Annotated in this window: 11 protein-coding genes; all 11 read left to right on the plus strand. The window is 41.9% G+C overall.

All coding sequences use genetic code 11. From position 1 onward, the window contains the following. Nucleotides 1-28 precede the first annotated feature (28 nt). The 11 genes from ftsZ (at nucleotide 29) to BLS46_RS00235 (ending at nucleotide 12,607) form a co-directional block, all read left to right on the plus strand. Nucleotides 29-1,285, plus strand: a complete 1,257-nt coding sequence (gene ftsZ, locus BLS46_RS00185) for a cell division protein FtsZ (protein WP_093584491.1) — start codon at nucleotides 29-31, stop codon at nucleotides 1,283-1,285. Between the two features lie 3 nt (nucleotides 1,286-1,288). Continuing rightward, nucleotides 1,289-1,960 carry a YggS family pyridoxal phosphate-dependent enzyme gene (locus tag BLS46_RS00190; protein WP_000364414.1) on the plus strand — a complete coding sequence of 224 codons (672 nt, stop codon included), beginning with the start codon at nucleotides 1,289-1,291 and terminating at the stop codon, nucleotides 1,958-1,960. A 9-nt stretch (nucleotides 1,961-1,969) separates the two neighbouring features. Then, entirely contained in the window at nucleotides 1,970-2,506 is a 537-nt protein-coding gene (locus BLS46_RS00195; protein WP_093584494.1) for a cell division protein SepF, read from the plus strand. Further along, nucleotides 2,506-2,766, plus strand: coding sequence for a YggT family protein (locus tag BLS46_RS00200; protein WP_000576498.1), 261 nt, complete (start codon nucleotides 2,506-2,508; stop codon nucleotides 2,764-2,766). Before BLS46_RS00195 ends, BLS46_RS00200 begins: the two co-directional genes overlap by 1 nt. After that, nucleotides 2,763-3,554 (plus strand): YlmH family RNA-binding protein, encoded by a 792-nt coding sequence (locus BLS46_RS00205; protein ID WP_093584498.1) that lies wholly within the window; start codon nucleotides 2,763-2,765, stop codon nucleotides 3,552-3,554. The genes BLS46_RS00200 and BLS46_RS00205 overlap by 4 nt, the downstream gene beginning before the upstream one ends. 8 nt (nucleotides 3,555-3,562) lie before the next feature. Further along, complete coding sequence (locus BLS46_RS00210; protein WP_093584508.1) at nucleotides 3,563-4,447, plus strand: DivIVA domain-containing protein; 885 nt, start codon at nucleotides 3,563-3,565, stop codon at nucleotides 4,445-4,447. A 254-nt stretch (nucleotides 4,448-4,701) separates the two neighbouring features. Further along, nucleotides 4,702-7,494: an isoleucine--tRNA ligase gene (ileS, locus tag BLS46_RS00215; RefSeq protein WP_093584514.1), complete on the plus strand. Its 2,793-nt coding sequence runs from the start codon at nucleotides 4,702-4,704 to the stop codon at nucleotides 7,492-7,494. Nucleotides 7,495-7,820: 326 nt separating this feature from the next. Beyond that, nucleotides 7,821-8,201 carry a hypothetical protein gene (locus BLS46_RS00220; protein ID WP_093584515.1) on the plus strand — a complete coding sequence of 127 codons (381 nt, stop codon included), beginning with the start codon at nucleotides 7,821-7,823 and terminating at the stop codon, nucleotides 8,199-8,201. A 188-nt stretch (nucleotides 8,202-8,389) separates the two neighbouring features. Further along, nucleotides 8,390-9,082, plus strand: coding sequence for a phosphoglycerate mutase (locus BLS46_RS00225; RefSeq protein ID WP_000240126.1), 693 nt, complete (start codon nucleotides 8,390-8,392; stop codon nucleotides 9,080-9,082). Between the two features lie 122 nt (nucleotides 9,083-9,204). Next, entirely contained in the window at nucleotides 9,205-9,906 is a 702-nt protein-coding gene (locus BLS46_RS00230) for an ABC transporter ATP-binding protein (protein ID WP_093584516.1), read from the plus strand. Between the two features lies 1 nt (nucleotide 9,907). Continuing rightward, nucleotides 9,908-12,607 (plus strand): FtsX-like permease family protein, encoded by a 2,700-nt coding sequence (locus BLS46_RS00235; RefSeq protein ID WP_093584517.1) that lies wholly within the window; start codon nucleotides 9,908-9,910, stop codon nucleotides 12,605-12,607. Nucleotides 12,608-12,654 lie beyond the last annotated feature (47 nt).

Raw genomic sequence — 12,654 nt, forward strand, 5'->3', positions numbered from 1 at the left:
TTTGATGAATAAAAGAGGAAAAGAAATTATGTCATTTTCATTTGATACAGCAGCTGCTCAAGGTGCAGTTATTAAAGTAATTGGTGTCGGTGGAGGCGGTGGTAATGCTATTAACCGCATGATCGACGAAGGTGTTTCAGGCGTAGAATTCATTGCAGCGAACACAGACGTACAAGCCTTAAGCAGTACAAAAGCTGAAACAGTTATCCAACTCGGACCAAAGTTGACTCGTGGTTTGGGTGCTGGTGGTCGTCCAGAAGTTGGACGTAAAGCTGCTGAAGAAAGCGAAGAAGCATTGACAGCAGCAATTAGCGGAGCAGACATGGTTTTCATCACTGCTGGTATGGGTGGAGGATCTGGAACAGGTGCTGCCCCAGTTATTGCCCGCATTGCAAAAGATCTTGGAGCTCTTACAGTTGGTGTTGTGACACGACCTTTCGGATTTGAAGGAAGCAAACGTGGTCAGTACGCTGTAGAAGGAATCAACGAACTTCGCGAGCATGTTGATACTCTATTGATTATCTCAAACAACAACTTGCTAGAGATTGTTGACAAGAAAACACCACTTCTTGAAGCTCTTAGCGAGGCAGATAACGTCCTTCGCCAAGGTGTTCAAGGGATTACAGACTTGATTACCAACCCAGGTTTGATCAACCTTGACTTTGCCGATGTGAAAACTGTCATGGCAAACAAAGGGAATGCCCTCATGGGTATCGGTATTGGCAGTGGAGAAGAGCGTGTCGTTGAAGCGGCTCGTAAAGCGATTTACTCACCACTTCTTGAAACAACCATTGACGGTGCTGAAGATGTCATTGTCAACGTTACTGGTGGTCTTGATTTGACCTTGATTGAAGCGGAAGAAGCTTCAGAAATCGTCAACCAAGCAGCTGGTCAAGGAGTGAATATCTGGCTTGGAACATCAATCGACGAAAGCATGAAAGATGAAATCCGTGTAACAGTTGTAGCGACTGGTGTTCGTCAAGAACGTGTAGAAAAAGTTGTTGGTTCTCCAGTAAAACAAGCGGCTCGTCGTGAAGCCTCAAGACAACCGCACCCTCAAAATTTTGATCGTCATTTTGACCTAGAAGATACAGCGGAATTACCAAAACAAAGCCAACGACGTTTTGAAACAAGTCAATCTTCTGCTTTTGGTGATTGGGACTTGCGTCGTGAATCAATCGTTCGTCAAACTGATTCAGTCGTATCACCTGTAGAACGTTTCGAAGCACCGACTTATCAGGACGAAGATGAGTTGGACACACCTCCATTCTTCAAGAATCGTTAATCAATGGATTTGAAAAAAAATACGGAGTTCGTTTTTCAGCAGGTCGCTGAAGCTAGCCGAGAAGCCAATCGTGATCCAGCTTCTGTTTCAATTATTGCAGTGACGAAATATGTGGACGTAAAAACAGCGGAAGCCTTGCTTCCCCTGGGTGTTCATCATATTGGTGAAAATCGTGTTGATAAATTTTTAGAAAAATATCAGACGTTAAAAGAATTCCCTGTCACTTGGCATTTGATTGGAACGCTACAAAGACGGAAGGTTAAAGAAGTAATCCCTTTTGTGGATTACTTTCATGCTTTAGATTCCCTTAAATTGGCACAGGAGATTCAAAAGAGGACAGATCATGTTATCAAGTGTTTCCTACAGGTCAATATTTCAGGAGAAGAAAGCAAGCACGGTTTTTCAAAAGAAGAATTACTAGAACTTTTGCCGGACTTGGCTCAGCTAGATCAGATTGAGTATGTTGGTTTGATGACCATGGCTCCTTTTGAGGCAGATTCTGATGAATTGAAACAAATTTTCAAGAAAACTCAGGAACTGCAAGCGGAAATTAGGGAAAAACAAATTCCTAATATGCCGATGACAGAGTTGAGCATGGGCATGAGTCGTGACTATAAGGAAGCGATTCAATTTGGTTCGACCTTTGTTCGAATTGGCACAGCATTTTTTAAATAGGAGAGATCTATGTCTTTAAAAGATAGATTTGATAAATTTATAGATTATTTTACAGAAGATGGGGAAGAAACAACTGCGACTTATCAACCTCAGGATGAACAGATGATTGCTTCATCGAGTAGTTCAGCTTCTAAAGAACTGCCAGCGCAGTTTCAATCAACCACTTCAAAAGATGCCAACATCACTCGCTTACATGCTCGTCAACAAGAATTGGCTATGCAAAGTCATCGTACAGATGAAAAAGTAACGATTGATGTTCGTTATCCTAGAAAATATGAGGATGCAACAGAGATTGTGGATTTATTGGCTGGAAATGAGAGTATCTTGATTGACTTCCAGTACATGACAGAGGTTCAGGCTCGTCGTTGTCTAGACTATCTGGACGGTGCCCGTCATGTTTTGGCAGGTAATCTGAAAAAAGTTGCGAGTACAATATATTTGTTGACACCAGTCAATGTGGTTGTGAATATTGAAGATATCAAGTTACCTGATGATTCTCAAAGTGCAGAATTTGGTTTTGATATTAAACGAAGTAGAGCGAAATAATGATTTTTCTAATTCGTCTGATCCAAAATGCAGTGAATATCTATTCCCTGCTTTTGTTAATCTATGCACTCCTCTCTTGGTTTCCAAATTCTTATGGTAGTTCACTAGAACGTTTACTGGAAAAGCTTGTTAGACCGATTGTTGATCCACTTCGCCGTTTACCTTTACAATTTGGAGGTTTGGATTTATCCATTTGGCTGGCAATCTTAATCGTCCGTTTTTTGGGTGACAGCTTGATTCGTTTCTTGTTGATAATATGATGACAAATAAAGCGATTTACCAGCACTTTTCCCTTGCTGATGCTCCCTTTATTGATAAGGGATTAGAGTGGATCAAGCGGGTGGAAGATACTTATACTCCTGTCCTCACTGCTTTTGTCAACCCGCATCAGGAACATATATTGAGGGTTTTGGCTGGGACCTATGGACTGGGCTGTGTGAGTAGCGGAGAATATATCCATACGGAATTTGTCCGTGTCCTTCTGTATCCGGACTATTTCAGTCCGACACTGTCAGATTTTGAAATGGCATTGCTAGAGATCCGTTATCCAAGTAGATTTGAACAGCTAACACATGCAAAGATTTTGGGGACAATCATCAATCAACTAGGAATTGATCGTAAGCTCTTTGGTGATATCTTGGTAGATGAAAAGAGAGCACAGATTTTTGTCAATCGTGATTTTATCCCTCTGTTTCAGGACGGGATACAAAAGATTGCCAGACTACCTGTGTCGCTGGAGGAATGTCCTTTCACCGATAAAATCATATCTGAGATCAATTATCAAGAACAAGAGATTTTGATTTCCAGTTTTCGTTTGGATGCCCTCTTATCAAGTGTCTTGAAATTATCCAGAAAGCAGGCTAGTCAACTCATAGAGAAAAAATCTGTTCAGGTAAACTACCACCCCATTGAAAAATTAGATTATCTAGTAGCTGTAGGGGATTTGATTAGTGTGAGAAAGTTTGGTCGTCTGAAGATTGTCAAAGAAAATGGGCAAACTAAAAGGGATAAGATAAAACTGACTATCCAATTATTATTAAGTAAGTGAGGAAAAGTATGCCAATTACATCATTAGAAATTAAAGATAAAACCTTTTCTACGAAATTCAGAGGGTTTGATCCAGAAGAAGTAGATGAATTTCTTGATATTGTTGTTCGTGATTACGAGGACTTAGTTCGCAATAATCACGAAATGGAAAGACACATTAGAAGTTTAGAAGAGCGCTTATCTTACTTTGATGAGATGAAAGATTCTTTGAGCCAGTCTGTTTTGATTGCTCAAGATACGGCTGAACGTGTAAAGCAAGCTGCTCAAGAGCGCTCAAACAATATTATTCAACAGGCTGAGCAAGATGCCCAGCGCCTTCTTGAAGAGGCAAAGTACAAGGCTAATGAAATCCTACGTCAGGCAACGGATAATGCTAAGAAAGTAGCTGTTGAGACAGAGGAATTGAAAAACAAAAGCCGTGTATTTCATCAACGTCTCAAATCTACGATTGAGAGCCAGTTGGCAATTGTCGAATCTTCAGATTGGGAAGACATTCTTCGTCCGACTGCGACTTATCTCCAAACAAGTGATGAAGCCTTTAAGGAAGTTGTAGGAGAGGTCTTGGGAGAAGCTGTTCCTTCGCAACCAGAAGAAGAGCCGATTGATGTGACTCGCCAATTTTCACCTGAAGAAATGGCTGAGTTACAAGCCCGCATCGAAGCAGGTAACAAAGAATTAGCTGAGTTTGAAGCTCAGCAGGCTAACAGTCAAGCGGAAAATCATGTGTTAGACATCGATACGCTTGTAGAAGAGATACAGTCTCATTCAGTTGAGCCACGACATGAGGATTCAGAAATCGTGACAGAGTATTTCTCAGTATCGCCATCAGCAACTGGAACTGCTTCTTCAACTACTAGCCATGGAGCACAACAAGAATCTGTTACAATATTATAAGAAATAAATGTGAGAACAAGATCTGACCAACTATATTTCCAGCGAGTAGGAGATGGTGTGAGTCCTGCAATCCCTAGTGGTCAGATTATCCTCTCAAGCAATCCAGTCTGAAAGCAGTAAGGCTGGACGTTTCCCACGTTACGGGACAAGAGGGGAAAAGACAAAGTCTTTTTCCGAACAAAGGTGGTACCACGATTTTCGTCCTTTTTAGCGATTCGTGGTTTTTAATTTGTCTATATAATAAAGGAGATATAATGAAACTCAAAGATACCCTAAATCTTGGAAAAACTGAATTTCCAATGCGTGCTGGACTTCCTACTAAAGAACCACTATGGCAAAAAGAGTGGGACGAAGCGAAACTTTACCAACGTCGTCAAGAATTGAATCAAGGAAAACCGCATTTCACCTTGCATGATGGACCTCCCTATGCCAACGGAAATATCCACGTTGGGCACGCCATGAACAAGATTTCTAAAGATATTATTGTTCGTTCAAAATCAATGTCAGGTTTTTATGCGCCTTATATTCCAGGTTGGGATACACATGGTCTACCAATCGAGCAAGTTTTGGCAAAACAAGGTGTTAAACGTAAAGAAATGGATTTGGTTGAGTACTTGAAACTTTGCCGCGAGTATGCTCTTTCTCAAGTTGATAAACAACGAGAAGACTTTAAGCGTTTGGGGGTTTCTGGTGACTGGGAAAATCCTTATGTGACTTTGACTCCAGACTATGAAGCGGCTCAAATCCGTGTCTTTGGTGAAATGGCAAACAAAGGTTATATCTACCGTGGTGCCAAGCCAGTTTATTGGTCATGGTCATCTGAATCAGCCCTTGCTGAAGCGGAAATTGAATACCATGACTTGCTTTCAACTTCCCTTTACTATGCCAACAAGGTAAAAGATGGTAAAGGTGTTCTAGATACAGATACGTATATCGTTGTTTGGACAACAACTCCATTTACCATCACAGCTTCTCGTGGTTTGACAGTTGGAGCAGATATTGATTATGTATTGGTACAACCAGCTGGTGAAGCTCGTAAGTTTGTGGTTGCTTCAGAATTGTTGATCAGCCTTTCTGAGAAATTTGGCTGGGCTGATGTTCAAGTTTTGGCGACCTACCGTGGTCAAGAATTGAACCACATTGTGACAGTTCACCCATGGGATACAGCTGTAGATGAGTTGGTGATTCTTGGTGACCACGTTACGACTGACTCTGGTACAGGTATCGTCCATACAGCCCCTGGTTTTGGTGAGGATGACTACAATGTCGGTGTTGCTAACGGCCTTGAAGTTGCTGTAACAGTTAACGAACGCGGTATTATGATGGCCAATGCTGGCTCTGACTTTGAAGGTCAATTCTATGACAAGGTTGTACCAACTGTTATCGAAAAACTGGGCGATTTGCTCCTTGCTCAAGAAGAAATTTCACACTCATACCCATTTGACTGGCGTACGAAAAAACCAATCATCTGGCGTGCAGTACCACAATGGTTTGCCTCTGTATCAAAATTCCGCCAAGAAATCTTGGACGAAATTGAAAAAGTGAAATTCCATTCAGAATGGGGTAAAGTGCGCCTTTACAACATGATCCGTGATCGTGGGGACTGGGTCATCTCTCGTCAACGTGCTTGGGGAGTTCCACTTCCTATCTTCTATGCAGAAGACGGTACACCAATCATGACAGCTGAAACGATCGAGCACGTGGCTCAACTCTTTGAGGAACACGGTTCTATCATCTGGTGGGAACGTGATGCCAAAGACCTCTTACCAGATGGATTTAGCCATCCAGGTTCACCAAATGGCGAGTTCAAAAAAGAAACAGACATCATGGACGTTTGGTTTGACTCAGGTTCATCATGGAATGGAGTGGTGGTCAACCGTCCAGAACTCAAATACCCAGCAGATCTTTACCTGGAAGGTTCTGACCAATACCGTGGTTGGTTCAACTCATCACTCATCACATCTGTTGCCAACCATGGCGTAGCGCCATACAAACAAATCTTGTCACAAGGTTTTGCCCTTGATGGTAAAGGTGAAAAGATGTCTAAATCTCTTGGGAATACCATTGCTCCAAGCGATGTTGAAAAACAATTTGGTGCGGAAATCTTGCGCCTCTGGGTAACAAGTGTTGACTCAAGCAACGACGTGCGTATTTCTATGGATATCTTGAGCCAAGTCTCTGAAACCTACCGTAAGATCCGTAACACCCTTCGTTTCTTGATTGCCAATACATCTGACTTTAACCCAGTTGAGGATACTGTAGCGTACCCAGAACTTCGTTCTGTTGATAAGTACATGACTATCCGCTTTAACCAACTTGTCAAGACCATTCGTGACGCTTATGCTAACTTTGAATTCTTGACAATCTACAAGGCCTTGGTAAACTTTATCAATGTTGACTTGTCAGCCTTCTACCTTGATTTTGCCAAAGATGTTGTCTACATCGAAGGTGCAAAATCACTCGAACGCTGTCAAATGCAAACAGTCTTCTATGACATTCTTGTCAAAATCACCAAACTCTTGACACCAATCCTTCCTCACACTGCGGAAGAAATCTGGTCATATCTTGAGTTTGAAGCAGAAGACTTCGTGCAATTGTCAGAACTACCAGAAGCTCAAACTTTTGCCAACCAAGAAGAGATCTTGGATACCTGGGCAGCCTTCATGGACTTCCGCGGACAAGCTCAAAAAGCCTTGGAAGAAGCTCGTAATGCCAAAGTTATCGGTAAATCACTTGAAGCACACTTGGCAGTTTATCCAAATGAAGTGGTGAAAACTCTTCTTGGAGCGGTGGATAGCAATGTAGCTCAACTCTTGATCGTGTCAGAATTGACCATCGCTGAAGGACCAGCTCCAGAAGGCGCAGTTAGCTTTGAGGATGTTGCCTTCACAGTTGAACGCGCTGCAGGTGAAGTTTGTGACCGTTGCCGTCGTATCGATCCAACTACTGCTGAACGCAGTTACCATGCAGTTATCTGTGACCACTGTGCAAGCATCGTAGAAGAAAACTTTGCGGATGCAGTCGCAGAAGGATTTGAAGCGAAATAATCAGAATAGACTGAGAAAGGTCGCTAAAATCATAAAAACGCGTAATATCAAGAGTTCAAGTGCTTTGATATTATGCGTTTTATCATGGGAAAATTTACTAGTCCATTTCCTCAAATGAAGTTCTTCCTGGCCTGTCTGTGTAGATAATTAACATAATCAACTATTCAGTTTTCTCATAATTTTATATTTCCACTAATTATAAAGAGACTATCGAACTTAAAATTATTTTTTGAAAATCAATATTTATTATAAAATTTTATAAGACTGTTTAATTTTTAGATAAATTATGATTGAATAATACCTATAAAAATTTTAAGGAGATTATTATGAAAATAAATACACTTGCTCGTGTCAACGCTATTTTTGGTCTTATTTCAGGAATTGTATTGCTTTTAGGGCCAGTCATCATGTTTATCATGGCTATTGGAGCTGCTGCGGCAACTGAAGACGCAGATGTAACGGTTGGGACATTGACAGGGCTCTCAATTATTTTGTCATTGGTTAAAATTGCTGTTTTAGTATTGGGAATTGTGGCTATAGTTTATTATAAAGATGATGAACGTGTTACGAATGCACCTTCTGTTTTGCTCATTGTAGGTGGTGCGGTCGGCTTGATTCCATTTTTGGGATGGGTAGGTGGAATTCTAACCATTATTGGTGGTTCACTTTACTTTGGAACATTGAAAAAATTTGTAATTGAAGAGTAGTAGTTTTCCAATTATTTGGACGGGACTATTTCATCGTCTATCGAGAACAATTATGATAGTGTGATAAAGAGAAGACTGATAAGCTCTTCTCTTTTTAGTTGATTTTCACTAGCTTTTTTGTGAAAAATTGTGTAAAATGGAATAGATAAACGAGGGTAACCTCGAAAAATAAAAGGAGAATCCATCTAATGGTAAAATTGGTTTTTGCTCGCCACGGTGAGTCTGAATGGAACAAAGCTAACCTTTTCACTGGTTGGGCTGATGTTGATTTGTCTGAAAAAGGAACACAACAAGCGATTGACGCTGGTAAATTGATCAAAGAAGCTGGTATCGAATTTGACCAAGCTTACACTTCAGTATTGAAACGTGCGATCAAAACTACAAACTTGGCTCTTGAAGCTGCTGACCAATTGTGGGTTCCAGTTGAAAAATCATGGCGCTTGAACGAACGTCACTACGGTGGTTTGACTGGTAAAAACAAGGCTGAAGCTGCTGAACAATTTGGTGATGAGCAAGTACACATCTGGCGTCGTTCATACGATGTATTGCCTCCAAACATGGACCGTGACGATGAGCACTCAGCGCACACTGACCGTCGTTACGCTTCACTTGACGACTCAGTTATCCCAGATGCTGAAAACTTGAAAGTAACTTTGGAACGTGCCCTTCCATTCTGGGAAGACAAAATCGCTCCAGCACTTAAAGATGGTAAAAACGTATTCGTAGGAGCTCACGGTAACTCAATCCGTGCCCTTGTAAAACACATCAAACGCTTGTCAGATGACGAAATCATGGACGTGGAAATCCCTAACTTCCCACCATTGGTATTCGAATTTGATGAAAAATTGAACGTAGTTTCTGAATACTACCTTGGAAAATAATCTATAAACAGAAAGCCTAGGATTCCTAGGCTTTTTTGTGTTTGCTTCTAGTTTTCAACTAGTTTAAAAAGCGTTATAATGATAGTAAAGAGTGACTTGATTGTAAGAAAGAGGGAAGTACGATGGCCTATATTGAAATGAAACACAGCTACAAGCGTTACCAGGTTGGGGATACGGAGATTGTGGCTAATCGTGATGTGAATTTTGAAATTGAAAAGGGGGAGCTGGTTATCATTCTAGGTGCTTCAGGTGCTGGAAAATCAACAGTTCTCAATCTTTTAGGAGGTATGGATACCAATGATGAGGGAGAGATTTGGATTGATGGAGCCAATATCGCCGACTATAGTTCGCACCAACGAACAAACTATCGTCGTGAAGATGTAGGCTTTGTTTTTCAGTTTTACAATCTGGTCTCCAATCTGACAGCCAAGGAAAATGTGGAATTGGCCTCAGAAATTGTAGCTGATGCCTTGGATCCTGAGCAGGTCTTGACAGATGTAGGTCTGGCTCATCGCCTCAATAACTTTCCAGCCCAGCTTTCTGGAGGGGAGCAACAACGAGTTTCCATCGCACGCGCAGTAGCCAAGAATCCTAAAATTCTCCTCTGTGATGAACCGACAGGTGCCTTGGATTACCAGACGGGGAAGCAAGTCTTGAAAATTCTCCAAGACATGTCTCGTCAAAAAGGATCAACAGTGATTATCGTGACCCACAATAGCGCGCTAGCCCCTATTGCAGATCGGGTGATTCACATGCGCGATGCCACGGTTAAGAGCGTAACAATCAATGAGCATCCGCAGGATATCGAAACATTGGAGTACTAGCATGAAAAAAACATACCGAAAAGACTTGCTCCAGTCGGTGACTGCTTCCAAGGGACGCTTTTTATCTATCTTGACCTTGATGATGCTGGGTTCCCTGGCCCTAGTAGGTCTTAAAGTAGCCAGTCCAAATATGGAACGTACGGCAGGGGATTATCTCCGTAAAGCCAATACTTTGGATCTGGCAGTGATAGCTGATTATGGCTTGGACAAAGAAGATCAGGACGAACTAAAGACCCTTCAAGGAGCAAGTGTTGAGTTCGGCTATATGGCAGACCTGACCGTTGAAAATAGTGAAGAAGCGGTTCGACTTTATTCCAAGTCAGAGGGGATTTCAACCTTCCAAGTAACAGAAGGGCGACTGCCAGAGGCTGATGAGGAAATTGCCCTAGCCGACTTCTGGAAAGACCGCTATCAGATTGGGCAGACCATTACCTTTACTAAGAAAGAAGAAAAGTCTGTCCTAAAATCCCAATCTTTCACCATTACTGGATTTGTTCAGTCGGGTGAGATGCTTTCTCAAGAAGACTTGGGAGGAGCTAGTAGTGGAAATGGAAGCTTGGCTGGCTATGGAGTGATTTTACCCAGTCAGTTTGACTCAGATGTTTATAGCATTGCGCGTGTGCGCTATGATGATTTAAAAAATCTGGATGCTTTTTCATCAGACTATAAGACCAAACGAGCTCAACATCAGGAAGACTTGCAAGAATTGCTTGCTGATAATGGTCAAAAAAGATTGGCAAGTATCAAGGAAAATGGACAGAAGAGCTTGGAAGATGGGAAAGAACAGCTCCAAACAGCTGAAAGTAACCTTCAAAATGGCAAGAGTCAGTTAGAGCAGGCTGAAATTCGCTTGAAAATGCAAGAAGAACAAGCTACCGCTTTGCCAGAGCCTCAAAAGAGTCAAGCCAAGGAGCAATTGACAAAAGCTAAGGAAGAATTGGCTACAGAAAAAGAAAAACTGGCTCAGACAGAGAGTGCTCTAACTAAGGAAAAAGAGAAGCTTGAACAGCGCCAGAAAGAGCTTGATGAACTGGCAGAGCCGGCTTACCATGTATACAACCGCCAAACCATGCCAGGTGGTCAAGGCTATCTCATGTACAGTAACGCTTCAGCAAGCATTCGTTCTGTCGGGAATATCTTCCCAGTGGTGCTTTATATGGTCTCTGCAATGGTGACCTTTACTACTATGACTCGCTTTGTAGATGAAGAACGTACCAATGCTGGTATCTTTAAGGCTCTAGGTTACCGAAATCGAGATATAGTTGCCAAGTTTGTTCTCTATGGTTTTCTTGCAGGAACTGTAGGCACTATCTTAGGAACACTTCTAGGACATTATCTCCTTGCAGGCGTGATTTCGGATGTTATAACAACTGGAATGGTTGTTGGTAAAAGTCAGGAGTATTTTTACTGGTCTTATAGTCTCCTTGCCCTAGCTTTAAGTTGGGTATCCAGCGTTTTGCCAGCTTATCTGGTGGCGCGGAGGGAATTACACGATGAAGCAGCTCAACTCTTGCTCCCCAAACCACCCGTTAAGGGATCAAAGATTTTGCTGGAACGCCTGAGCTTTATTTGGAGTCGTTTGAGCTTCACTCATAAGGTTACAGCGCGAAATATTTTCCGTTATAAGCAACGAATGTTGATGACCATTTTTGGAGTTGCGGGTTCGGTTGCTCTCCTATTTGCAGGTCTTGGCATTCAGTCATCTGTGGGAGGAGTTTCCGAGCGCCAATTTGAACAAATCCAGCAATACCAGATGATTGTAGCGGAAAAGAGCAGTGCGACGGAGCAAGAAAAAGCAGATCTGGAAAGTGCCTTGCAGGCTGAATCTATCCATGCTTATCAAAAGATTTACTCTAAATCCATTGAAAAAGATTTCAAAGGAAAAGCAGGACTTCAAACTATCACCATGATGGTTACTAGTGGAGAAGATTTCAAGCCCTTTATCGCATTAGAGGAAAATGGGCAAGAGGTGGAGATCACTGATGGAGCGGTCTTAAGTCAAAAACTAGCTCAACTAGTAGGTGTTAAGGTTGGGGATAAGCTGGAGCTTGATGGGAAGGAAATCAGGGTCGCGGCTATTTCTGAAAACTATGTTGGACACTTTGTTTATCTCAAACGAGACACATACGAACAAGTCTACGGCAGCAGTCCACAAGACAGTACCTACCTAGTAAAATTAAAAGATCCAACACCTTCCAATACGGAGAAAGAAGCTGCTACCTTTATGGAAAAAGCAGCTGTTTCTGGGGTCGTCCAAAATGCGACGGCCATCCATCTCTTTGAATCCGTGGCTAGTTCGCTCAATAAAACCATGGCAATCCTTGTCCTTGTTTCCGTTTTACTAGCCATTGTCATTCTCTACAATCTCACCAATATCAATGTCGCAGAACGTATCCGTGAACTTTCCACTATCAAGGTTCTCGGTTTCCACAATAAAGAAGTGACCCTCTATATCTACCGCGAGACCATGGTGCTATCCCTTGTGGGGATTGCTCTCGGTTTGGTAGCTGGCTATTATTTACATCAATTTTTGATACAAATGATTTCACCTGCCACTATACTTTTTTATCCACGAGTCAGCTGGGAAGTCTATGCTCTTCCAATCGTCGCAGTGACTGTAATCTTAGCCTTACTGGGCCTCTTTGTCAATCACCACTTGAGAAAAGTGGATATGCTCGAAGCCCTGAAATCAGTAGAGTAATTCACGGTTTTAAACAGTAAATCAGTTGACAAAGTCCCTGCTTCTTG

This window comes from Streptococcus sp. NLAE-zl-C503 (assembly GCF_900104285.1).
Lineage (GTDB): Bacteria > Bacillota > Bacilli > Lactobacillales > Streptococcaceae > Streptococcus.

Excerpts from the sequence above, each read along its gene's own strand:
- ftsZ (WP_093584491.1), top strand. The coding sequence starts at position 29 with ATGTCATTTTCATTTGATACAGCAGCTGCTCAAGGTGCAGTTATTAAA.
- BLS46_RS00190 (WP_000364414.1), top strand. The coding sequence starts at position 1,289 with ATGGATTTGAAAAAAAATACGGAGTTCGTTTTTCAGCAGGTCGCTGAA.
- BLS46_RS00195 (WP_093584494.1), top strand. The coding sequence starts at position 1,970 with ATGTCTTTAAAAGATAGATTTGATAAATTTATAGATTATTTTACAGAA.
- BLS46_RS00200 (WP_000576498.1), top strand. The coding sequence starts at position 2,506 with ATGATTTTTCTAATTCGTCTGATCCAAAATGCAGTGAATATCTATTCC.
- BLS46_RS00205 (WP_093584498.1), top strand. The coding sequence starts at position 2,763 with ATGATGACAAATAAAGCGATTTACCAGCACTTTTCCCTTGCTGATGCT.
- BLS46_RS00210 (WP_093584508.1), top strand. The coding sequence starts at position 3,563 with ATGCCAATTACATCATTAGAAATTAAAGATAAAACCTTTTCTACGAAA.
- ileS (WP_093584514.1), top strand. The coding sequence starts at position 4,702 with ATGAAACTCAAAGATACCCTAAATCTTGGAAAAACTGAATTTCCAATG.
- BLS46_RS00220 (WP_093584515.1), top strand. The coding sequence starts at position 7,821 with ATGAAAATAAATACACTTGCTCGTGTCAACGCTATTTTTGGTCTTATT.
- BLS46_RS00225 (WP_000240126.1), top strand. The coding sequence starts at position 8,390 with ATGGTAAAATTGGTTTTTGCTCGCCACGGTGAGTCTGAATGGAACAAA.
- BLS46_RS00230 (WP_093584516.1), top strand. The coding sequence starts at position 9,205 with ATGGCCTATATTGAAATGAAACACAGCTACAAGCGTTACCAGGTTGGG.
- BLS46_RS00235 (WP_093584517.1), top strand. The coding sequence starts at position 9,908 with ATGAAAAAAACATACCGAAAAGACTTGCTCCAGTCGGTGACTGCTTCC.